Below are 21,131 nucleotides of genomic sequence, written 5' to 3'. Positions count from 1 at the left end.
AGACACCATGGGAGACGCGCGCTCGGAGCTGACGGAGAACACCGGGGACGGTTCCCACGGACGTGCCTCCTGTCCGAAGCACTGACATGCGAATGCCCGGTGAGAGCGGTTTGAAACCGTTCGTATGTTTTGTCTGTCATATTCGTCCGACGTTCCGCCGCCCGCTGATCTTGTGCCGTGACGTGATGTGCGGCACGCCCGCCGCAGGTGCTGTGACGCCCCGTCGGCGAGTTCTTCCTGCGCACGGCTTGATCGCTGATCAAAGGGGGTGAATCCGCTGGCCACAGCGCATTCTGCTCATTTGACAGTGCACTGAGCACACAGATAGGAAGCAGCTCTCTGAGGGACAAGAGGTGGATCGTGTACGAGCCGAACGTGGTCGGGGACTGGCAGGAGTACGACGAGCATGCCGGTCTGCGGGTGCGCGTTCACCGCCTCGAAGCCTCCGAGCCGCCACGCGGCCGGGACGACGCCGCCGAGGGGCTCACCTACTTCAGCGTCCGTGTGACCGTCGAGAACCGCGGCCGCCAGCACCCCACGATCCACCTCGAGGACGGTCAGATCGACGTCCGGATCGGCACCGACGGCGAGAGCGCGTTCATCGACTGGCGCAACTCGCAGTTCATCGAGGGCTTCGACGTCTACCCGCTGCGCCGGGCCACGGCCGTGGTCTACGCGGCGGGACCCGAGGCGTCCCTGGGCCTGGTCGACGTGCAGATCCAGCTGCGGGTCGACGACGACTGGGCCGACCGCCGGATGTGGGCCGGCGGAATCGGACTGCAGGACGGCGCCGTGCAGACGGCCTGCAGCCGGGACGGCCTGGCCCACCAGGTCAGCAACTTCCTGCGGGACCAGGCCGAAGAGGGCACCGCCTGAGCGGCGGCCCCGGAGGTCAGTGCGGGATGCCGTCGATGATCTCGCGGGCACCCTGACGCAGCAGCGCCACCGCCACCGACGTGCCGAGCGTCGCCGGGTCGAGGCGGCCCGCCCACTCGTGGGCGTTGAGCCGGGTCTTGCCGTCCGGGGTGAACACACAGGCCCGCAGGGAGAGCTCGCCCCCGTGGTCCACGCGCGCGTACCCGGCGATCGGGCTGTTGCAGTGCCCCTGGAGGACGTGCAGGAACATCCGTTCCGCCGTGGCCTCCCGGTGGGTGTCGGGGTCGCCGAGCCCGCTGACCGAGTCGATCAGCTCGGTGTCGCCCTCCCGGCACTGCAGGGCGAGGATGCCCGCACCGATCGGCGGCATCATCACCTCGGGTGAGAGCACCTCGCTGATCACGTCCTCGCGCCCGATGCGCTCGAGCCCCGACACCGCGAGCAGCAGCGCGTCCGCCTCCCCGGCCGCCAGCTTCGCCAGGCGCCGGTTGGCGTTGCCGCGGAACGGCACGCACTCCAGCTCCGGGTGGGAGGCGGCCAGTTGGGCGACCCGGCGCACCGAGGAGGTGCCGATCCGGGTGCCGGCCGGGAGCTGGTCCAGGGTGAGCCCGTCCGGGTGGATCAGGGCGTCGCGGATGTCGTCGCGCTTCAGGAACGCGGCGAACGTCGTCCCCGCCGGGAGCGGCCGGTCGGCCGGGATGTCCTTGACGCAGTGCACCGCGAGATCGGCCTCACCGGCCAGCAGCGCGGCGTCGACCTCCTTGGTGAACGCGCCCTTGCCCTCGACCTTCGACAGGTCGCCCATCCACTTGTCGCCGGTCGTCTTCACGGGGACGACCTCGGTGCGCACACCGGGGTGCAGTACGGCCAACTCGGCGCGGACGCGCTCCACTTGGGCGAGCGCCATGGGCGAGTCGCGGGAGACGATACGGATCAGTTCGGGCACGGACATGCGGGACACGATAGACCCTCGCGGTCGTGCGCTCGTCCAGTACCGCTCTTCCGGCGAGGCTCCTCACCCATGCCAGTCGAAGGGAAAGAACTCCGCGCTCCCGGTGAGGGCGGACGCGTCGGCCGGAGTGCGCACCAGGCAGCGGTGGCGCAGGAGTTCACGCCGCTCGCCCGGGGACAGCGCGGGAGCCTGCCAGTCCTCCGCGTCGATGGACTCCCGCCCGCAGGCGTTGACCTCGTCCCCGGCCGCGGTCCGCAGGTCCACCCGGAAGTCCGTGCGCCACTGGGAGTTGTGCCCCCAGCCCTGGGACAGGTCCACGGTCGGGCGGTGCCGCCGCAGATAGGTCCAGTACAGCGGGGAGCGGTCGGCCACACCCCGCTCGGCGTGCCGGGCACCCGCCCGCACCCGCACCCCGGCCCGGCCGAACAGCAGTGACCCGAACCACAGTCCGGGCCAGACGACCTCGGTGATGCGCACGGGCTCGTCCGGGTCCTCGGTCTGCTCGACCTCCACGATCTCGTGCAGGAACGGATCGAAGACCCCCACCTCCTCGAACGGCGTCAGGCCCAGGCCGGTGAAGAGCCGGAGGTACTCGGCCCTCGACACCGCGGGCCAGACGCCGACGTCCTCACCGGGCGGCTGGAAGCCGGTCAGCAGGACATCGCTGACCCGGCTCAGCGCGTACAGCTCCCACAGCAGATCGCCGCACCGTTCGTCCGGTCCGTCGACCGCCGTCGCCGCGAGCAGCTCGACGCCCCGGCTCAGCTCCTCGCGATAGGCGGACTGAGCCCGTGCGAGCCAGGGCTGCACCACGGCGGCGTACACGTCCGCACCCTCGTGGTCGCGCAACGCCTGGAACAGCGTGCGGGCGTCGACCCAGGCCGCCTCTTCGTCCATGCGCGCACCCTAGCGACGGCTTCGCGAGGTGATCCACGGAATTACCAGGCCGGCGGCTCGCTCATCTCGACCGAGCGCAGTGCCGCCGCGAGCGCCAGGTCGTCGCCGACGTCGAGGGCGGTGTCGGTGAGCTTGATGACGTGCTCGTCGCCGTGGGCGAGGGCGCGCTCCAGGATCTCCTCGGCGGTGAGGCGCCCGGGGGGCGTGTAGGTGACCGGTGCCTGCGGCGCGTACATCGCGGTGACCGCCGCAGATGCCGTCCACGCCGCGTGCAGGCTCGGTGCCCACAGCTCGCGGGGCAGTGAATCCAGGGTGCGCAGCACGGCGTTGGGGGCCGTGGCCGCGTGCACGAGCATGGTCGGCTCGCCGTGGCCGTGGGTGGCATAGCGGTGGGTGGAAGCGTGGACGAGCTCGGTGAGGCGCGCGCGGGCCGTGTCGGGATCGGTCACGTCGTCCGCCCACACGGGTAGCCGGCGTACGGCGGTCAGACGGTCCCGGAATCCCATGTGCCCGGGCTCGATCGCGGGTACGGCGTCCAGGGCCGCCCCTGCGGTCGGCGCACCCGGCAGCGTGGTGATGCCCCTGACCGGCTGGTGCCGGGCGGCCCAGTAGCCCAGCGCGTGGGCGAGTTCGGTGATCCGGGGTGCGTTCTCGCCGGCTTCGAGGGCGCGTACGGCGTGGCCGACCCGGATGACCGTGTGGGTGGCGCCGCCGTACAGGCCGGGCAGCAGCCGCGGCCACCATTCGGCGAGGACGCCGCGCCACGGGTGGTCGGCGAGGGTGCGGGAGAAGTAGTCGGTCCAGTCCGCGATGCGGCGCGGATCGCCCAGTGCCTCGGCCCAGTCGGCGTCCGTCACGGGGGCCACGCGGTCGGGGAAGTCCTCCAGCTTGTCCTGGTAGAGGTCCACCCAGCGGTGGACGGCGCCCGACTGTCCGTGCGCGGCGAGCGCCTCGACGACCATGGGGGCGTGGTTGGACAGCCAGCCGCCCCGTTCCGGGCCGGACGCGTGAAGGCGTTCCAGGGCTTCTTCGAGCTGGCCGCTCGTGTCGCTGAGGTCCATGACCCGGACGGTATGCGGCGGACGGGGGTGCGGGGATCGGGCGCGGGGCGGAGGCCGGACGGTGCACGGGTCCTAGGTCCCGCGCCCGATGCGTGGGCGGATCAGGCGTTGGGGTCGAAGGAGATCCCCGACGGCTTGGCCGACGACAGGTTGGAGTTGAAGCTCCCGTCCTTCAGGGCGAAGTTGGCGCTGCCGAAGTCGTACGCCACCAGCTTGTCGCGGATGCCTGACGGGTAGCCGTTCCAGCCGACCAGCGGCGGGTACTGCCAGGTGCCCTTGGCGTTCTCCGGCGGCTCGTCACCCGAGCCGGCCAGCCGGAAGGCGTGCGTGCTGATGCCGTCCTTGTGGTAGACGATCTTCGCGTGGGTGCCGTCGAAGCGGACCCCGGAGGCCGCGGTCGTCGCGTAGTCGCCGTGGGCGGACGTCGAGACGTACTGAACCGTGCCGTTCTGCACCCAGATCACGACGTGCTCCCAGTCGTGCCGGTGCCCGCCGATGCTGCTGCCCGCGAGGGCCTGGTCCTTCTCGAAGTACAGGCCGTACATGTAGGCGCACCAGCCGTTGTTGCACTTGTAGCGCGAGTAGGAGTTGGTGTTGTTCAGGTCCGAGAGGTCGTGGCACTCTCCGCTGAGCGAACCCGTGGGCTTCAGACCGCCGTTGACGGTGCCGTCGGGGCCGATCGCGGGCGTCGGGTAGCAGCCGTCGGTGTCGTAGTCCCAGGCCGGCTGGTAGGTGTACTCGGCCGACTCGGCGTTGGTCGGCAGGGCGGTGGGGGGAGCTGCCAGGGCGGTGCTGGGGAAGGCGACGACCAGGGCGGCGGCGCCGGCCAGACCGGTGAACCATCTCGCGCGGTGCTTCCTGGACGAGAGTGACGACACTGCGTCCTCCTCTTGGTGCGGGCGCAGCCCAACGGCTGTGGGGGAATGGGGAGTTCAGCTTCCCCACTTTTCATGTCCGCGCCAAGAGTGGGTAAGCGACTCTCTGGTAACAACCGTCCGAACAGCTGGATCTTGTTCGGGGTGCCGGACTTCGGTGGCCGGTTCAGGCCGTTTCGTCCGGAAGGTCGGCCGCCGACTCCTCCGGCGCGAGGTCCGCGCGCAGCCGCAGCCAGGACGGCTGACGCAGCAACCCCGCCCTGGTGCGGGTGCTGTAGCGGACCTCGCCGACCAGCCGGGGGAGCACCCAGCGCGCGCCCGGCACCGGCGGCACGGGGTCGAAGGGGCACACGGGGGTCGCCGCGGTCCTCAACAGCGCCGCGAGCCCGGTCCGTTCGGCCTCGCTCCAGCCCGTGCCCACGTTGCCGACGTACCGCAGGCGTCCGGCGGTGCGCTGGCCGACCAGCACCGAGCCCGGCAGCCCCGTCAGCCGCCCTTTGCCGGGCAGCCAGCCGCCGATGACGACGTCCTCGCTGTGCATGTTCCGGATCTTGATCCAGGCGCGGGAGCGGACCCCGGGCTCGTACACCGAGTCGAGCCGCTTGCAGACCAGGCCCTCCAGGCCGTGGTCGCGGGTGGCCTGGAGGGCCTCGCGGCCGTGGCCGACGACGGCGCCCGGGGTCGACCAGTACGGGCCGTCGAGGCCCAGTTCCTCCAGCTGTCCGCGCCGTCGGACGTAGGGGAGAGCGGTCAGCGGCCGGTCGGCCAGGTGCATCACGTCGAACAGCACCAGATGGACGGGGACTTCGGCGGCCATGCGGGAGGCCTTGCCCGGTGCGTGGGCCAGGCCCATGCGGGCCTGCAGCAACTGGAAGTCGGCCCGGCCCTGTTCGTCGAGGGCCAGGATCTCGCCGTCCAGTACGGCCGGCAGGGTGCCGAGCGCGCTTCCCAGCGCCCGAAGCTCGGGATAGGCGGCCGTGATGTCCTCCCCGGACCGGGCGCGCAGCGTCACGCTCCCGTCGCCGGGCAGGTAGACCACGGCACGCTGGCCGTCCTGCTTGGTCTCGTACGCCCAGTGCGTGTCCTGCGCGACGGGCGGCAGGGTGCCGGAGGTGGCGAGCATGGGCGGGATCAGGGGGAGGCTCACGGGTGAGTTGTCGACGGAGCCCCGCGTCGGCACGCGCACGTGCCGCGGGTTTCGCCTGATCGGCGCTGCCCTCGGGCTTCGGAGGGTGGTGATGTCCCGGCGTCGGGAGGCGGCCGTCTCAGACGATCCCGCCGTTGGCCCGCAGCACCTGTCCGTTGACCCAGCGCCCGCCGGGACCGACCAGGAAGGACACCACCGACGCGATGTCCCGCGGCGTCCCCAGTCGCTCCAGCGGCGGCTGTGCGGCCAGCCGGGCGATGGTCTCCTCGTCCTTGCCGTCGAGGAAGAGATCGGTGGCGGTCGGGCCGGGCGCGACCACGTTGACCGTCACGTCACGGCCGCGCAGCTCGCGGGCGAGGATCAGCGTCATGGCCTCGACCGCCCCCTTGCTCGCGGCGTACGCGCCGTACGTCGGGAACGCGAGCCCGACGACCGAGCTGGAGAAGTTCACCAGCGCCCCGCCCGGACGGAGCCGGCGCGCGGCCTGCTGGTCGACGACGAAGGTCCCGCGGATGTTGGTGCGGCAGAGGGCGTCCAGCTCGTCCAGATCGAGCTCCGCGACCGGCGAGAGCAGCATCCGCCCCGCCGCGTGCACCACGGCGTCCACTCCGCCGTACGTAGTCTCCGCCAGGTCGAACAGGGCGGCCACCTCGGCCTCGTCGCCGACGTCCGCGCGTACGGCGGTGGCGGAACCGCCGCCCGCCTCGATGCCGCGCACGACCTCCTCGGCGGCGTCCTTGTTCCCCGCGTAGCCGACGACGACGGCGAAGCCGTCGGCGGCCAGCTGTTCGGCGACCTGGCGTCCGATGCCGCGCGATCCGCCGGTGACGATCGCGACGCGCTGCTGTGTGCTCATGTCCGCTCCTTCGACTAGCGACGCTACGTTCATCGCGTAACGACGATAACACAGTGTCGTAGCGTTGGTATGCCCGGCTCGTATCAGCGCTACGAATGTCGTACCGTGCAGTCATGGACGCGAGGGAAAAGATCCTGGAAGTCGCCGCGAAGCTGCTGGCCGAGGCGCCTGCCGCCGATGTCTCGACGCGCGCGGTGTGCGAGGCGGCGGGCGTGGGCGCGCCGATGCTCTACCGGCTCTTCGGCGACAAGGCCGGACTGCTGGCCGCCGTGGTCGACCGGGGTTTCGAGCGCTACCTCGCCTCCAAGCGGGCGGCCCGGCCCGGCGAGGATCCCGTCGCGGATCTGAAGAGCGGCTGGGACAACCACATGCGCTTCGCGCTGGAGCACCCCAACCACTACCGCCTGATGTACTCGCCCGAGCTGACGGTCCCGCCCGCCGCGGCGCGCGAGGCCCATGACCTGCTGCACGCGATCCTCGAACGCTGCGCGGCGGCCGGCCGGCTCACCGTCCCGCCCGCCCTCGCCACGCAGATGATCATGTCCGCCAATGTCGGTGCGGCCCTGTCGATGCTCACCAGGGCGGAGCAGTACCCGGACCCGGCCTTCTCGGCCCGGCTGCGCGACGCGGTGATCGGCTCCCTGACCCGCCCCGCGGGCCCCCCGGCGCAGGACGGCGTCCCCGTCGCGGCCGCCACACTCGCGGCCCGTCTGCGCGCCGAACCGCCGAAGGCGTTCACCGCGGCCGAGTCCGGCCTGCTCGGGCAGTGGCTGGACACGCTCGCCGGGAGTTGAACCCGCACGGAGACCTTCGGGGGCCCGCACGAGCCGCACACCCATCTCGCCTTCGGTGTCGGCCCGTACTCCTGTCGGGGACAGGCGCCGGCCCGCGTCGAGCTGCGAACCGTCCTCGACGTGCTGTTGCGTAGGCTTCCGTCCTTGGAACCCGCCGTAGCGGCGGAGGACCTGCGACGGTTCGAGGGACTGGCCGTCGGAGGGCTGAGGGAAGTCCCGGTGCGACGGTGAAGATGGCGGTAGGCAGGGCGGTACGGGCGGAGCAGGTCAGCGCGACCCGGGAGCTGATCCTGACCGCGGCCGAGCGGCTGTTCGCCGAGCGCGGGGTCAACTCCGTCTCCAACCGTCAGGTCAGCGAGGCCGCCGGACAGGGCAACAACGCGGCCGTCGGCTACCACTTCGGCACCAAGGCCGACCTGGTGCGCGCCATCGCCCGCAAGCACGCCGAACGGATCGAGGAGATCCGCGCGCGCATGCTGGCGCAGCTCGGCGACTCCGCGGATCTGCGGGACTGGGTGGACTGTCTGGTCCGCCCGGTCCCGGAGCACCTGGCGGCCCTGGAGGGCCCCACCTGGTTCGCGCGGTTCTGCGCGCAGGTGATGACCGACCCGGTCCTCCACCAGATCATGCTGGAGGAGTCCCTCGCCTCCCCGTCCCTGCGGCGGATCGTCGACGGACTGCACCGGTGCCTGCCCGAGCTGCCCCCCGAGGTCCGCGCCGAACGCGGCGACATGGCCCGCCATCTGCTCATCCACCTGCCCGCCGAACGGGAGCGCGCCCTCGCGGAGAACAGGCCCACCCCGCGCACCAGTTGGCACGACTACGCCACCGGGATCGCCGACGCGGTCGTCGGCATCTGGCTGGCCCCGGTGACCCGGGGAGAGGCCGACCCCGCACGTGACCGGTGAGAGGCCGGCGCTCGCACGTGGCTCCGGGAAGCACGCTCGCCGCCATGTCGCCTTCGGTTTCGGCATCCACCAGTGCCTGGGCCGGACGCCGGCTCGAATGGAACTCCAGGTCGTCTACGGCACCCTCTACAAGCGCCTTCCGACACTGAAGCCGGCGTGCGCGCTGCGTGAAGCCTGCGAAGAAGGGGATTGCCATGAAGGTGGAACTGGAAGCGGACAAGTGTGTCGCCTCCGGCCAGTGCGTACTCGCCGCGATGGACGTCTTCGACCAGGACGACGACGGCGTCGCGGTCCTCCTGGAGCAGGAGATCGGCGACGAACTCCTCGACGACGTCAAGGAAGCCGTCGCGGTCTGCCCGGCCGCCGCCATCCGGCTGGTCGAGCAGTGAGGCGGATCGTCGTCGTCGGGGCGTCGGCCGCCGGACTCGCGGCGGTCGAGACGCTCCGCCGCGAGGGGTACGACGGCACGCTCACCCTCGTGGGCGACGAGCCGCTCGCCCCGTACGACCGCCCGCCGCTGTCCAAGCAGGTGCTGTCCGGCGAGTGGCAGCCCGAGCGCCTCGATCTGCGCACCCCCGAGGACCTGGCCGCCCTCGGTCTCGACCTGCGCTTCGGGGTGGCCGCGACCGGCCTCGACCTCGCCGAGAGCGCCGTGCGGTTGGCGGACGGCTCGGCGGTGCCGTACGACGGGCTGGTCATCGCCACCGGCGTCCGGCCGCGCCGGCTGCCCGGCGGGGGTGCGCATGTGCTGCGCACCCTGGACGACGCCCTGACCCTGCGCGACCGGCTCGGGCCGGGGCGGCGGCTGGTCGTCGTGGGTGCCGGGTTCCTCGGGGCGGAGGCCGCCGCGGTGGCCTGGCGGCTTGGTGCCGACGTGACCGTCCTGGAGCCTGCCGCGGTGCCGCTGGCCCACGCCGTCGGCACGGAGGTCGGGCAGATGCTGTCGCAGGCGCATCTCGACCGGGGGGTGAATCTGCGCTGCGGGGTCTCCGTGACCGAGGTGACGGAGGGCGGGGTGCGGCTCGCGGACGGTGAACTCGTCGAGGCGGACGAGGTGTTGGTGGCCATCGGGTCCCTGCCGAACACCGAGTGGCTCGACGGCAGCGGTCTCGCCGTGGGCGACGGTGTGGTGTGCGACGAGTACTGCGAGGCCGCGCGGAACGTGTACGCGGCGGGAGACGTGGCCCGCTGGTACAACCCGCTGTTCGGGACGTCGATGCGTATCGAGCACCGCACCAACGCCGCCGAGCAGGGCATGGCCGCCGCCCGTAATCTGCTGAGCCCTCAGGCGCGCAAGCCGTTCTCGCCGGTGCCGTACTTCTGGTCGGACCAGTACGACATGAAGATCCAGGCGTACGGGTTCCTGCGCGGTCACGACGAAGTCGCCGTGGTGGAGGGCGACTTGGCCGAGCGGCGGTTCGTCGTGGCCTACCGGACCGGGCAGCGGGTCAGCGGGGCGCTGGCGGTCGGTGTGCCGCCGAAGGCGATCCGGCGGTGGCGCCAGGCCATCGCCACGGGAGCGAGCTGGGCCGAGGCCGTGGAGGTGACAGTCTGAAGCGGCGGTACTCCGCGCACACGCACGCGAGCGCTGACCCGCATCACCTGCCTGGGCACCCGTGCCCGGCAGCACGAGCGGCTGATGGCCCTGGCCGGAGTGCCACTGGACCGCGCCGCCGTGGCGCTGCTGCGGCAGGTCGCCGACGCCGAGCCGCTGCGCCCGGGGGAGCTGGCCAACCGGCTCGGCGTGGAGGCCTCGCACATGCCCCGCACGGTGCAGCAGCCGCAGAAGACGGGATACGTCACCCGCGCGGACCCCGAGGACCGCCGCGCCCAGCGCATCGATCCCACCGAAGCCGGCCGGCAGGCCGTCGACCGGGGCCGGGACACCGGCGCGCGGGGCATGCGGCTCGCCCTGGCCGAGTGGTCGCCGGAGGAGCTGGGCCGGCTCGCCACCCTCTTCCACCGCATGGTCGACGACTTCCTCTCCTACGCCGTCGACGACGAGACGGAACCGGCGCCCACCGCCCGACCGTCCGCGTCCAGCTCGCGCACCCCGCACAGCAGCAGCCGCCCCACCAGGGGCAGAGCGATCGGCATCGAGGTCTTCCGGCGTTCGTCCGGCCGCACGCCCAAAGCCCACAACCGCCTTTCGCAGCAGGCGGACAGGCCGCCGTACGACCTGCTTGTACCGTCCAGTAATATCGCGCGGCAAGCCCCCCATAGGAGGATCCGTGCCCCGGTCCCAACGCTCACCCCTGCTGCTGGCCGGTCTGCTGGCCGGCGTGGGGGTCACCCACTTCACCGCGCCACGCTCGTTCGACGCGACCATCCCGAAGTTCCTGCCGGGATCGCCCAGGACCTGGACCTATGCGAGCGGCGTCGCCGAGTTCGCGCTGGCCGCAGGTCTCGTGGCGCCCCGTACACGGAAGGCCGCGGCGCTGGCCTCCGCCGCCTTCTTCGTCGGGGTGTTCCCGGCGAACGTGAAGATGGCCGTCGACTGGCGTCACCGCCCCACCCCGCAGAAGGCCGCCGCGATCGCCCGGCTGCCGCTTCAGGTGCCCCTCGTCCTGTGGGCCCGCAACATCGCACGGAACACGGAGGGCCAGGCATGAGCGCACGGATAGAGGCCGGGGACCGGATCGAGGACTTCGAGCTGCCCGACGAGACCGGGACGCCCCGCAGCCTGACCTCGCTGCTCGCGGACGGACCGATCGTCCTGTTCTTCTACCCCGCCGCACTGACCGCCGGCTGCACCGCCGAGGCCTGTCACTTCCGCGACCTCGCCGCCGAGTTCGCCGCTGTCGGCGCGCGCCCCGTCGGTGTCAGCGGCGACACCGTGGAGCGCCAGCAGGAGTTCTCCGGCAAGCACGCGCTCGGGATGCCGCTGCTGTCCGACGCGGACGGGACGATCCGGGAGCGGTTCGGTGTCAAGCGCGGGTTCTCGATGGCGCCGACCAAGCGGGTCACCTTCGTCATCGCCGAGGACCGCACCGTCCTGGAGGTCGTGCGCAGCGAACTGCGCATGAACACCCACGCCGACCGGGCCCTGGACGCCCTGCGCGCCCACCGCAAGTGACGTACGAGTCCTGGTAGCCGTACCGAGGTTGTTGCGGTGCGGCAAAGGGACCATCCTGGACGATATGGAGCACGCCTCCGCCGCGGCGGTCGTCGACGCCCTCGGCATGGTGACGGGGTGGAGCGACGGTGCCCGGCGACTGACCGGATACCCGGCCGAGGAGGCCGTGGGACTTCCCGTGCGCGCACTGCTCGCCGAGGACCCGTCGCCCGACGCCATGGCGGCCCGGGCCGGCACGGTCGTCGTACGGCACCGGGACGGCACCCGTGTCGCCCTCCCGCTGCGGGCGTGCGAGGTGCTGGGCCCGGACGGATCGCCCGGCGGCTTCGTGATCACCACCGAGCAGCCCGGCGGGGCGGAGCCGACCCTCGCCGGGCAGGCCTTCCAGCAGGCCTCCCTGTCGATGTCGGTCTTCGACCCGCAGCAGCGCTGTCTGCGGCTCAACGACGCCGCCTGCCAGGTGATGGGGATGCCGGAGGAGGCACTGCTCGGCCGGTCCCTCCCGGAGACCCTGGAGGACGCCGACTACAACCGGGGCTTCCACCGGCATGTGCGGGAGGTCGCCGAGACCGGCGAGCCCGTCCACTACGAGAGCTACACACGCGCCCCGTCCGGCAACCGCCACCACGCCTGGAACATCGAGATGTGGCCGGTGCGCAACGCCCTCGACGAGGTGGTCGGCGTCGCCCTGGCCGCCTTCGACAGCACCGAGCAGCACTGGGCCCGCCGGCGCCTGGCGCTGCTCAACGAGGCCGCGGACGCCATCGGCACCACCCTCGACGTGGTCCGCACCGCCGAGGAACTGGTCTCGCTCGTGGTCCCGCGGTTCGCCGACTTCGTCAGCGTCGACCTCCTCGAATGGGTCCTCGGCCCGGACGAACCGCCCAGCGCGATGCCCCAGGACGTGGTCCTGCGCCGCGTCGCCCACGGCTCCGCCCACGAGGGCACCCCCGAGGCGGCCGTCCGTCTCGGCGCGCTGGACGTCTACCCGCCGTACTCCCCGCCCGCCCGGGCCCTGCGCGAGGGCCGTGCCGTGCTCGGCATGGCCGGCGAGCCGTCCTTCGACCGCTGGGTCCGCGAGCGCAACGCCCGAGCCCCCGCGGGACGTCCCTACCGTGAGGGCACCCACTCGATGCTGGCCGTGCCGCTCAAGGCCCGCGGGATCACCCTGGGCGTCGCCGTCACCGTCCGCATCGCGGCCGCCGACCCCTACGTCCCCGACGACGCCGCGCTCGCCGAGGAACTGGCCAGCCGTGCCGCCGTCTGCATCGACAACTCCCGCCGCTTCGCCCGCGAGCGCACGACCGCGCTGGCCCTCCAGCACAGCCTGCTGCCGAAGGGACTGCCCGGACAGGCCGCCGTCGAGGTCGCCCACCGCTATCTGCCCTGCGGTTCCCTCGCCGGCATCGGCGGCGACTGGTTCGACGTCATCCCGCTCTCCGGCAGCCGGGTCGCCCTCGTCGTCGGCGACGTCGTCGGGCACGGCATCACCTCCTCGGCGACCATGGGCCGACTGTGCACGGCCGTCCGCACCCTCGCCGACGTGGACCTGCCGCCCGACGAACTCCTCACCCACCTCGACGACCTGGTCACCCACCTCGCGGCCCACGACGGCGACGACGACGTCGCCGAACTCGGCGCGACCTGCCTCTATGCCGTCTACGACCCCGTCTCGCGCCGTCTGTCCCTGGCCGCCGCCGGGCATCCGCCGCCCGCCCTGGTCCTGCCCGACGGCACCGCGGAACTCGTCCCCGTGACCGCGGGACCCCCGCTCGGCGTCGGCGGGCTGCCCTTCGAGGCCACCGAGGTCGAGCTGCCCGAAGGCGCCGTCGTCGCGCTCTACACCGACGGCCTGATCGAGGACCGCGACCGCGACATCGACCACGCCACCGACGAACTCTGCCGCGCCCTCACCGCACCCGCCGGCAGTCTCGACGCCCTGTGCGACACCGTCCTGAAGGCCGTGCTCCCCGAGGAGCCCGGCGACGACGTGGCCCTCCTGCTCGCCCGCACCCGGGCGCTGGGCACGGACCAGGTCGCCACCTGGGACATCACCCCCGACCCCGCCCGGGTGGCCGACGCCCGGCAGGCCGCCACCATGCAACTCACCGCATGGGGCCTGGAGGAGGCCGCCTTCGTCACCGAACTCGTCGTCAGCGAACTGGTCACCAACGCGATCCGCTACGGCGCCCCGCCCATCCAGCTCCGACTGATCCGCGACCGCACCCTCATCTGCGAGGTCTCCGACGGCAGTTCGACCTCACCGCACCTGCGCCGCGCCCACGCCTACGACGAGGGCGGGCGCGGTCTGCTGCTGGTCGCCCAGCTCACCCAGCGCTGGGGCAGCAGACAGACCGGCTCCGGCAAGACGATCTGGGCCGAACAGCCGCTGCCCCCGCAGTGAGCACGCGAAGACGACTGAGCACGCGAAGACGACGGTTACTGGAAGGGGCAGCCCGGGTTCGGCACGTCCTCGGAGAACGGCGAGCCGTGCGGCAGCACGTACAGCACCTCCAGCACCAGCGGCGTGTCACCCAGGTTCCGGCCGAGGTGCACATCGCTGGGCCCGCCCGGCTCCCGTACGACCTTGCCCTTCGTATAGATCCCGTCCACGGCGCAGTCGGAGTGATAGTGCGTCAGCGTGCCCTGCTTCACATACCCGTACACGACGCCGTCGTGGTAGTGCCAGCCGGTGGCCTCGCCGGGCGGAACGGTGACCTCTCTGAGGGTGTAGTCGGTGTCCCCGATGGTGACCTGGCTGATCAGCTTGGCGGTCACACCCGGGCCCGGCGGTGTCGCCTGGGCGACGGTGGTGCAGGTGAGGGTGGTGGCCGCGGCCACCACCCCGGATATGCCGACGCGGAGCGAGGTGCGCATACGGGGCCTCCTGACGCTGGAGCGGAAGATCGATGATGTTCCCGCAGCGAACATAGAGGCAGAGAAGGGCAGTTCGGGCCGGATTCCGGTTATCCCGACCTGCCCTTCAGGAACGACCTGCCCTTCAGGAACGACCTGCCCCTCAGGACTCCACGCCGCTCAGAACTCCTCGTGCACCTCCGGATCCCCGCCCCTGCGCCCATGGGCCCGGTCGGAGACCGCCGCCAGCTGGGCCGGGTCCAGCTCGAAGCCGAAGACGTCCAGGTTCGCGCGCTGCCGCTCCGGATCCGCCGACTTGGGGATCGGCACCGCGCCGAGCTGGGTGTGCCAGCGCAGCACCACCTGGCCGGGCGTCACCCCGTGCGCCTCGGCGATGCCGGCGACCACCGGGTCGTCCGACAGCCCGGAGCCGGGGGCCAGGGGGCTCCAGCTCTCGGTGAGGACGCCCTTGGCGGCGTGGAAGGCGCGCAGTTCCTCCTGAGGGAAGAAGGGGTGCAGCTCGACCTGGTTGACGGCGGGCAGGACGCCGGTCTCCTTCTCCAGCCGTTCGATGTGCTCCGCCGTGAAGTTGGAGACGCCGATCGACCGCACGAGACCGTCCTCGCGCAGCTTGATCATGGCCCGCCAGGAGTCGACGTACTTGTCGACGCGGGGCAGCGGCCAGTGGATGAGATAGAGGTCCACGTACTCCAGACCGAGCCGCCGCCGGGACTCCTCGAACGAGGCGAGGGTCTCCTCGTAGCCGTGGTGCCGGCCCGGGAGCTTGGTGGTCACCACGACGTCCTCGCGGGGGACGCCGCTGCGGGTGACGCCGAGGCCGACGCCGGCCTCGTTGCCGTAGTTCGTGGCCGAGTCGACCAGGCGGTACCCCAGACGCAGGGCCTCGGCCACCGCGCGCTCGGCCTCCGCGTCGTCCATGGGCCAGGTGCCCAGGCCGATGGCCGGGAACCTCGTACCGTCGTTGAGCGTGTGTGCGGGGATGCTGATCACCGTCGGACCTTCCCTCGGCTGTGTCGTGCCCCCAGCCTCGCGGATAGGGTGAGCCGTGATCAACCGGACGGCTGGGGGATGAGGGCGGCGGGCGGCATGGGCGGCACCGAGGAGAAGCAGGGCAAGGGCACGCGTCCCACGTCGAAGGACGTCGCCCGGCTCGCGGGTGTCTCGCACACCGCGGTCTCCTTCGTGTTCAACGGCCGCGCCGAGGGCAACCTCTCGCCCGCCACCCAGGAACGCATCCGCCAGGCCGCCGCCCGCCTCGGCTACCGCCCCGACCCCGTGGCCCGCGGGCTGCGCCGCCGCCGTACGGCCGTGATCGGCCTGGTCACCGACGAGATCGCCTCCTCGCCCTTCGCCGGCCGGCTGCTGCGCGGGGCGATGGAGACCGCCTGGGACAGCGAGCACCTCGTCCTGACCATCGACTCCGGAGGCGACCTGGCCAAGGAGGACGCGGCCGTCGCCGAGCTCCTGGACCGGCGGGTGGACGGCATCATCTACGCGGCCATGTCCCTGCGCCGGGTCCGCGTCCCCGAGGGGCTGCACCGCACCCACTCCGTCCTCGCCAACTGCGTGCCCGAGGACGACTCGCTGCCCGCCGTCATCCCCGCCGAGCGCGCGGGCGGCCGTACGGCGGCCCGGCTGCTGCTGGACGAGGGGCACCGCCGCGTCGCGATGATCGGCGGGCAGGACGACATCGCCTCCGCCGAGCGGCTGCGCGGCTTCCGGGACGCGCTGCGCGCCGAGGGGATCACCGTCCCGAAGGACCATGTGCTGCGCACGGGCGGCGAGATCTCGGGCGGATACGAAGGCGCGCTGCGGATCCTCGAAGGCGCCTCCCCGGATCAGCGGCCCACGGGAGTCTTCTGCTACAACGACCGGGTCGCGGCAGGCGTCCTGCACGCCGCGACCCGCCTCGGCATCGCCGTCCCGGAGCAGTTGTCGGTGGTCGGCTACGACGACCAGGAACACATGGCCGCCCACCTCACCCCGGCCCTCACCACCGTCGCGCTGCCCCACCGGGCGATGGGCGAGGCCGCCGCACGGCTCCTCCTCGACTCCATCGACACCGGCAGGACACCGCCCGCGACGGTACGACGCCTCGCCTGCCCGGTGATCAGTCGGGCGTCGGTGGGACCAGCTCCCAGCCGGTGACCCCGGCCCCGGAACCGGTGACGACCAGCTCGGCCACATCGTCCGGCCGGCGGTAGACCCGCTCGGTGACCGAGGCCCGGTCACCGACGAACAGCTCGAACAGCGACCCGTCGACGAGAATCCGCACCTTTTCGGCGGGCGCCCGCACCACGATCGGCGCCGGCCCGTCCGGCCGGGCCCGCGGCCAGTCCGAGCGGTCCAGCGTCACGGTGCCCCCGTCCGGGTCGAGCAGCACCGTCAGCTCCGCACCTGACGCCGACCGCAGCAGACTCACCGTGGTCCGCGTCGACACGGTCACGGTCAGGTCGTACGCCTCCGGCAGCGGCGTGGCACGCCCCGGCGCCGTGCCGAACGGCTCGGCCGCCCGCAGCAGTTCGAGCTCCGGAGCCGGTACGACGCTCAGGGCTCCGTCCGGATGGACGCCGACGACCCTCGGCGCGCTGAGCACCCCGGCCCACCCGGCGCGATCGGCCTCACTCTGCTCGCGGGCCTCCCAGGACCAGCCCCACAGCAACACCCGGTCCGGCTCCTGGAGCACGGCCGGAGCGTAGAAGTCGCGTCCGTGGTCGAGGAGTCCGCCGGTGCGCGCCTCGAAGCGCAATCCCCCCTCGTCGTCGGGCTGGAGACGGCCCGTCAGATATCCGGTGGCGCACGGGTCCCCGTCCCACAGCGAGACCACGAGCACCCACTCCCCGCTCGCCGTCGAGTACAGCTGAGGGCACTCCCAGCCGACGGCCTTGTCCCCGAACGCGTCGGCCGCGACCGGGTCGTTGCCGTCGAGCAGCACTCCGGCGAACCGCCAGTCGGTGAGGTCGTCGCAGTCGTACAGCAGCACCGACGGCGTGCCGTCGGCGTGCCCCGCGCCCACCAGGGCCAGGCGTCGGCCCTCGCTGCGGAAGACGAACGGGTCGCGGAACATCACCACGTCCAGACCGGCGGGCGGGCCGGCCACCACGGGCGTGGGCAGCGGTTTCCAGTCGGTGAGCGTCTCGTCGTCCGGGACCAGGGCCCGCGCCAGGCAGATCGAGCCGAGCCCGGTGTGATGGCGGTCGACGCCGGTGTAGACGGCGGTCGGCACGCCCCCGTCGTCGACCACGCACCCCGACCAGCAGCCGGACTCGTCCGGGCCGCCCGGGGTCGGGGTGAGGGCGATCGGATGGTGCTCCCAGTGCGCGAGGTCGGGGCTGGAGACATGGCCCCAGTGGACGTTCGCGTGGACCGGGGCATCCGGGTTGTGCTGGAAGAACAGGTGGTAGCGGTTCCGCCAACGGAACGGCCCGTTCGGGTCGTTGATCCAGTTCGCGGGCGGACGGACCCGGAACCGGGGGGCGGCGGGATGGCCGGAGGGGGCGGTGCTCAACGGTTGACTCCTGCGGAGGTGATGCCCTCACGAAGAGGGCGCTGGCCGACGAGGAACACGGCGACGGCGGGGAGCATGGAGAGCACGACACCGGCGAGCACGACCGAGATCGAGCCGGTGCCGAGGTTGCCCTGGAGGGAGACCAGGCCGAGGGGGAGGGTGTAGTTCTGGCCCGAGGTCTCCAGGATCAGTGGGCGGAAGAACTCGTTCCAGTGGTAGTTGAAGGCCAGCACACCGACGATCGCCAGGCCCGGCGCGGCCAGCGGCGCGTACACGGACCGGAAGATCCGCCAGGGCCCGCAGCCGTCGAGCATCGCAGCCTCACCGAGATCCTTCGGCATGCCCAGGAAGTACTGGCGCATCAGGAAGGTGCCGAAGGCGGTCGGGAAGGCCGGGATGATCAGGCCGAGGAGCGTGTCGGTCAGCCCCATCGACTTCAGCACCAGGAACACCGGCACGATGGTCACCTGCAACGGCACCATCATCGTCGCCAGGACCAGCCCGAACAGCGGCTTCTTGAACCGGAATTCGAGGCGGGCGAAGGCGTAACCGGCGAGGCCCGCGGTGATCATCTGGCCGACCGCGATCAGGGCGGTCACCAGGGTGGAGTTCAGCGCGAGCAGCCACACGTCGATCTGGTCGAAGACCCCGCGGTACGACTCCACGGTCGGACTCGTCGGAATGATCTTCGGTGGCAGATCGAAGGATTCCGCCGGGGTGCGCAACGAGGTGGAGACGGTCCAGATGACCGGCCCCAGGGTCAGCAGGGCGCACACCGCCAGTGCGGCGATCCGCGCCCACGGCGCGAGCTGGTGGCGCGCTCGGCTCACGGTCGAAGTCGCTTGGCTCATGGAGGACTCACCCGGCTCACTGGTAGTGGACGAAACGCCGGCTGAGCCGGAACTGGAGGGCGGTGACCGCCATGATCAGCACGAACAGCAGCACACCCACCGCCGATGCCTCACCGAAGCGGAGCTGTTCGAACGCGCTCTCGTAGATCACCATCACCACGGTCCGGGTCGAGTCACCGGGCCCGCCGTTGGTGAGGACGTACGGCTGCTCGAAGACCTGGAGCGCGTTGATGATCCCGACCACCGACGCGACCAGCAGGGTGGGGGAGAGCAGCGGCAGGGTGATGCTCAGGTGTTTGCGCAGTCCGGTCGCGCCGTCCAGGGAGGAGGCCTCGTGGATCTCTTTGGGGATGTTGTTCAGGCCGCCCACGAAGAGCAGGAACGAGAACCCGAACTGCTGCCACACATAGACCAGGACGACCGTCGCCATCGCCGCGTTCTCCGACGTCAGCCAGGGCACCGGCGCGATCCCGACCGTGCCGAGGAGCCAGTTGACGACCCCGAAGTCCTGGTTGAACAGGTACTTCATCACCACCGAGATCGACGCGGCGGACAGCACCAGCGGGAAGAAGGCCGAACGGAACACCGACCGCAGCCACATGGGCATCCGGCCGTTGACCGCGAGCGCCAGCACCAGCGCGATCAGCAGTTGCAGCGCCACCGCGAGCACCATGAACACGAGCGTGTTGCGGAAGGAGACCAGCACGGTCGAATCCCCGAACACCTCGCGGTAGTTGGCGCTCCCGGCGAAGCTCGGGTCGTCGATCACGTTCCAGTGGAAGAGGCTCAGCACCACCGAGCCGACGATCGGCACGACCGTGAAGACGACGATGCCGACGACGGTGGGCGCCAGGAAGAGCGTGGCGAGGAGCCGGGTGCCCCGGTCGCGGGCCGACCGGCGCGCGGGGGCCGGTGGTGGTGTGAACGTCCGTACCGGTGTGGCTGTCTGAGTGCTCGTCATACGTCACGCTCCATGGCCTTCTCCAGATCGCCCTGCATCCGCCGCAGCGCGGGGGCCACCGACCGCCGGGAGGCCAGCGCGGTGCCGGTGTGCTTGAGCAGCACCTGTTCGACCTCGGCCACCTGCGGCGGGGCGGGGATGGGGCCGGTGTCGGGGAACTTGTCGAGGGTGTCGTAGAAGACCTGCCAGTGCTTCGGGCCGATCTCCCGGTAGCGGTCGGCGGTCAGCATCGAACGGCGGGCCGGGGTGGTCTGGTTGGTCTGGAACAGCCGCATCAGGGTGTCCCGGCGGGCGGCGTACTTGATGAACTCCCAGGCCTCGTCCTGCCGCTTGGAGGTGCGCAGCAGCGCGTAGCCGGCGGCGCCGAACTGCATGCGCTGGGTGCGCCAGCGCGGGAAGTACTGCACGTCGAAGCTGTCGGCCTCCATGCCGGCCAGGTGCAGTCCGCCCGCCCAGAAGCCGCCCGCGGGCGTGACGCCGACCCGGCCGGTGGAGAACACACCGATCAGGTTCTGGCCGTTGCCGCCCTCGGGGCGGGTGCACAGGTCCTCCTGGATGAGGGAGGCGAGATAGTCGTAGGCCTCCTCCACCCGCTCATCGGTGGCCTGCGGGGTCGTCCACCGGAACCCGCCCCCGCGGCCCTGCCGGTCGGCGGCCGGGTAGAAGGAGTCCCACAGCCACGCCCCGCCGGGCGCCTTGGACTCCGCGAGCAGATTGGTCCCGTTGGCGAACAGCCACGGCACCACACCGCCCCACAGCCGGTTGGTCCAGAAGTACGGCGTGAACTGCGAACCGCTGGACTTCTTCATGTCCCGCAGCAGCGTGGTGAAGTCGTCGCGGGTCCAGTCGGCGGCGGGGAAGTCCGCGCCGGCGCGCTGCAGGACCTGGTTGTTGAGGTACATGTCGGCCGCGTTGAACTCGACCGGCAGCTGGTAGAGGCTCCCCTCGTACATCATCGACTCCACCAGCGAGGGGTGGACGTCGGCGAAGTACTCCCGCAGCTCCTCGGCGTCCCGCTTGACCCAGTCGTCCAGCGGGACTCCGAGGCGCTGCGCGAACAACTGGACGCCCTCGGTGGCGACGTACACGAGATCGGGGGCCGTGCCCGCCGCGATCTGGGTGAGGATCTTCGCGAAGAAGTCCGACCAGTCGACGGCCTGCACGGCGTTGATGCGGAGCTTGATGTCGGGGTGGAGCTGTTTGAAGCCCTCGGTGAGGGTGCGGACGGCCTCGGGTCCGTAGGCGGGACCGAGGGTGGCGACGACGAGCGAGCCGTCGTCGCGGCCGGGGATGTCGGCTCCGGTGAGCCGGTCCCAGCTGGCGGCGGTGCCGGCGAGCGCCGCGGCGCCCGCGCCATAGGCGCCGTACCGCAGCAGTGTGCGGCGGGTGAGGTGCGAGTCGGTCATCAACGGGCCTAACTCGTGTTAGTTCAGGGTTGACGACCCAGATGATGGGAAGCGGCGCACGGTGCTGTCAAGGGTCGTGCACCCCT

21 protein-coding genes and 2 pseudogenes are annotated in these 21,131 nt (G+C 71.7%); 11 read left to right on the top strand and 12 right to left on the bottom strand.

Annotation, left to right across the window (positions count from 1 at the left end; translation table 11 throughout):
- Positions 1 to 360 precede the first annotated feature (360 nt).
- Entirely contained in the window at positions 361 to 876 is a 516-nt protein-coding gene (locus tag PH203_RS46280; RefSeq protein WP_289928642.1) for a hypothetical protein, read from the top strand.
- Between the two features lie 16 nt (positions 877 to 892).
- Here the strand turns inward: PH203_RS46280 and hemC are convergent, their stop codons facing one another.
- The 6 genes from hemC to PH203_RS46250 form a co-directional block, all read right to left on the bottom strand.
- The gene (gene hemC / locus PH203_RS46275; RefSeq protein ID WP_289928639.1) at positions 893 to 1,828 is read right to left on the bottom strand and encodes a hydroxymethylbilane synthase; all 936 of its coding nucleotides are present in this window, start codon (positions 1,826 to 1,828) and stop codon (positions 893 to 895) included.
- Positions 1,829 to 1,891: 63 nt separating this feature from the next.
- A complete protein-coding gene (locus PH203_RS46270; RefSeq protein WP_289928638.1) occupies positions 1,892 to 2,725 on the bottom strand; it encodes a hypothetical protein in 834 nt (277 codons plus the stop codon).
- A 41-nt stretch (positions 2,726 to 2,766) separates the two neighbouring features.
- Positions 2,767 to 3,786: a questin oxidase family protein gene (locus PH203_RS46265; protein WP_289928637.1), complete on the bottom strand. Its 1,020-nt coding sequence runs from the start codon at positions 3,784 to 3,786 to the stop codon at positions 2,767 to 2,769.
- A 101-nt stretch (positions 3,787 to 3,887) separates the two neighbouring features.
- Positions 3,888 to 4,664 carry an NPP1 family protein gene (locus PH203_RS46260; protein WP_289928636.1) on the bottom strand — a complete coding sequence of 259 codons (777 nt, stop codon included), beginning with the start codon at positions 4,662 to 4,664 and terminating at the stop codon, positions 3,888 to 3,890.
- Positions 4,665 to 4,827: 163 nt separating this feature from the next.
- Positions 4,828 to 5,808, bottom strand: a complete 981-nt coding sequence (locus tag PH203_RS46255) for an ATP-dependent DNA ligase (protein ID WP_289928635.1) — start codon at positions 5,806 to 5,808, stop codon at positions 4,828 to 4,830.
- 118 nt (positions 5,809 to 5,926) lie between these two features.
- On the bottom strand, positions 5,927 to 6,664 hold the full coding sequence (locus PH203_RS46250) for an SDR family oxidoreductase (protein WP_289928634.1): 738 nt from the start codon (positions 6,662 to 6,664) through the stop codon (positions 5,927 to 5,929).
- A gap of 113 nt (positions 6,665 to 6,777) precedes the next feature.
- On the opposite strand from PH203_RS46250, the gene PH203_RS46245 reads away from it, so the two are divergent.
- From PH203_RS46245 to PH203_RS46205, 9 genes and pseudogenes are all read left to right on the top strand, one after another.
- Positions 6,778 to 7,458, top strand: coding sequence for a TetR/AcrR family transcriptional regulator (locus tag PH203_RS46245; protein WP_289928633.1), 681 nt, complete (start codon positions 6,778 to 6,780; stop codon positions 7,456 to 7,458).
- Positions 7,459 to 7,491: 33 nt separating this feature from the next.
- Positions 7,492 to 7,689, top strand: a pseudogene (locus PH203_RS46240) (cytochrome P450); the annotation flags it as partial.
- 2 nt (positions 7,690 to 7,691) lie between these two features.
- Positions 7,692 to 8,366 carry a TetR family transcriptional regulator gene (locus tag PH203_RS46235; RefSeq protein ID WP_289928631.1) on the top strand — a complete coding sequence of 225 codons (675 nt, stop codon included), beginning with the start codon at positions 7,692 to 7,694 and terminating at the stop codon, positions 8,364 to 8,366.
- Positions 8,367 to 8,560: 194 nt separating this feature from the next.
- Complete coding sequence (locus tag PH203_RS46230) at positions 8,561 to 8,755, top strand: ferredoxin (RefSeq protein ID WP_289928629.1); 195 nt, start codon at positions 8,561 to 8,563, stop codon at positions 8,753 to 8,755.
- Entirely contained in the window at positions 8,752 to 9,921 is a 1,170-nt protein-coding gene (locus PH203_RS46225) for an FAD-dependent oxidoreductase (protein WP_289928627.1), read from the top strand. Before PH203_RS46230 ends, PH203_RS46225 begins: the two co-directional genes overlap by 4 nt.
- 33 nt (positions 9,922 to 9,954) lie before the next feature.
- Positions 9,955 to 10,401: pseudogene (locus PH203_RS46220) on the top strand (MarR family transcriptional regulator); the annotation flags it as partial.
- A 196-nt stretch (positions 10,402 to 10,597) separates the two neighbouring features.
- Positions 10,598 to 10,978 carry a DoxX family protein gene (locus PH203_RS46215; RefSeq protein ID WP_289928626.1) on the top strand — a complete coding sequence of 127 codons (381 nt, stop codon included), beginning with the start codon at positions 10,598 to 10,600 and terminating at the stop codon, positions 10,976 to 10,978.
- A complete protein-coding gene (locus tag PH203_RS46210) occupies positions 10,975 to 11,442 on the top strand; it encodes a peroxiredoxin (protein WP_289928625.1) in 468 nt (155 codons plus the stop codon). The genes PH203_RS46215 and PH203_RS46210 overlap by 4 nt, the downstream gene beginning before the upstream one ends.
- A 64-nt stretch (positions 11,443 to 11,506) precedes the next feature.
- Positions 11,507 to 13,846, top strand: a complete 2,340-nt coding sequence (locus PH203_RS46205) for a SpoIIE family protein phosphatase (RefSeq protein WP_289928624.1) — start codon at positions 11,507 to 11,509, stop codon at positions 13,844 to 13,846.
- Between the two features lie 35 nt (positions 13,847 to 13,881).
- On the opposite strand, the gene PH203_RS46200 is transcribed toward PH203_RS46205, so the two are convergent.
- A complete protein-coding gene (locus PH203_RS46200; protein WP_289928623.1) occupies positions 13,882 to 14,319 on the bottom strand; it encodes a cupin domain-containing protein in 438 nt (145 codons plus the stop codon).
- Positions 14,320 to 14,478: 159 nt separating this feature from the next.
- Positions 14,479 to 15,309 (bottom strand): aldo/keto reductase, encoded by an 831-nt coding sequence (locus PH203_RS46195; protein ID WP_289928622.1) that lies wholly within the window; start codon positions 15,307 to 15,309, stop codon positions 14,479 to 14,481.
- A 96-nt stretch (positions 15,310 to 15,405) separates the two neighbouring features.
- On the opposite strand from PH203_RS46195, the gene PH203_RS46190 reads away from it, so the two are divergent.
- On the top strand, positions 15,406 to 16,467 hold the full coding sequence (locus PH203_RS46190; RefSeq protein WP_289928653.1) for a LacI family DNA-binding transcriptional regulator: 1,062 nt from the start codon (positions 15,406 to 15,408) through the stop codon (positions 16,465 to 16,467).
- Here PH203_RS46190 and PH203_RS46185 read toward each other — a convergent pair.
- The 4 genes from PH203_RS46185 to PH203_RS46170 are packed head-to-tail and all read right to left on the bottom strand — an operon-like array spanning position 16,430 to position 21,045.
- Positions 16,430 to 17,827, bottom strand: coding sequence for a glycoside hydrolase family 32 protein (locus PH203_RS46185; protein WP_289928621.1), 1,398 nt, complete (start codon positions 17,825 to 17,827; stop codon positions 16,430 to 16,432). The genes PH203_RS46190 and PH203_RS46185 overlap by 38 nt on opposite strands.
- A complete protein-coding gene (locus PH203_RS46180; RefSeq protein WP_289928620.1) occupies positions 17,824 to 18,678 on the bottom strand; it encodes a carbohydrate ABC transporter permease in 855 nt (284 codons plus the stop codon). The genes PH203_RS46185 and PH203_RS46180 overlap by 4 nt, the downstream gene beginning before the upstream one ends.
- 16 nt (positions 18,679 to 18,694) lie before the next feature.
- Positions 18,695 to 19,639 carry a sugar ABC transporter permease gene (locus PH203_RS46175; protein ID WP_289928619.1) on the bottom strand — a complete coding sequence of 315 codons (945 nt, stop codon included), beginning with the start codon at positions 19,637 to 19,639 and terminating at the stop codon, positions 18,695 to 18,697.
- The gene (locus PH203_RS46170; protein WP_289928617.1) at positions 19,636 to 21,045 is read right to left on the bottom strand and encodes an extracellular solute-binding protein; all 1,410 of its coding nucleotides are present in this window, start codon (positions 21,043 to 21,045) and stop codon (positions 19,636 to 19,638) included. The genes PH203_RS46175 and PH203_RS46170 overlap by 4 nt, the downstream gene beginning before the upstream one ends.
- Positions 21,046 to 21,131: the final 86 nt, after the last annotated feature.

It is taken from the genome of Streptomyces sp. S.PB5 (genome assembly GCF_030403745.1).
GTDB lineage: Bacteria > Actinomycetota > Actinomycetes > Streptomycetales > Streptomycetaceae > Streptomyces.
This window is presented reverse-complemented; position numbering and strand designations above follow the sequence as displayed.

Excerpts from the sequence above, each read along its gene's own strand:
- PH203_RS46205 (WP_289928624.1), top strand. The coding sequence starts at position 11,507 with ATGGAGCACGCCTCCGCCGCGGCGGTCGTCGACGCCCTCGGCATGGTG.
- PH203_RS46270 (WP_289928638.1), bottom strand. The coding sequence starts at position 2,725 with ATGGACGAAGAGGCGGCCTGGGTCGACGCCCGCACGCTGTTCCAGGCG.
- PH203_RS46175 (WP_289928619.1), bottom strand. The coding sequence starts at position 19,639 with ATGACGAGCACTCAGACAGCCACACCGGTACGGACGTTCACACCACCA.
- PH203_RS46170 (WP_289928617.1), bottom strand. The coding sequence starts at position 21,045 with ATGACCGACTCGCACCTCACCCGCCGCACACTGCTGCGGTACGGCGCC.
- PH203_RS46200 (WP_289928623.1), bottom strand. The coding sequence starts at position 14,319 with ATGCGCACCTCGCTCCGCGTCGGCATATCCGGGGTGGTGGCCGCGGCC.
- hemC (WP_289928639.1), bottom strand. The coding sequence starts at position 1,828 with ATGTCCGTGCCCGAACTGATCCGTATCGTCTCCCGCGACTCGCCCATG.
- PH203_RS46190 (WP_289928653.1), top strand. The coding sequence starts at position 15,406 with ATGGGCGGCACCGAGGAGAAGCAGGGCAAGGGCACGCGTCCCACGTCG.
- PH203_RS46235 (WP_289928631.1), top strand. The coding sequence starts at position 7,692 with ATGGCGGTAGGCAGGGCGGTACGGGCGGAGCAGGTCAGCGCGACCCGG.
- PH203_RS46245 (WP_289928633.1), top strand. The coding sequence starts at position 6,778 with ATGGACGCGAGGGAAAAGATCCTGGAAGTCGCCGCGAAGCTGCTGGCC.
- PH203_RS46250 (WP_289928634.1), bottom strand. The coding sequence starts at position 6,664 with ATGAGCACACAGCAGCGCGTCGCGATCGTCACCGGCGGATCGCGCGGC.
- PH203_RS46265 (WP_289928637.1), bottom strand. The coding sequence starts at position 3,786 with ATGGACCTCAGCGACACGAGCGGCCAGCTCGAAGAAGCCCTGGAACGC.
- PH203_RS46180 (WP_289928620.1), bottom strand. The coding sequence starts at position 18,678 with ATGAGCCAAGCGACTTCGACCGTGAGCCGAGCGCGCCACCAGCTCGCG.
- PH203_RS46210 (WP_289928625.1), top strand. The coding sequence starts at position 10,975 with ATGAGCGCACGGATAGAGGCCGGGGACCGGATCGAGGACTTCGAGCTG.
- PH203_RS46230 (WP_289928629.1), top strand. The coding sequence starts at position 8,561 with ATGAAGGTGGAACTGGAAGCGGACAAGTGTGTCGCCTCCGGCCAGTGC.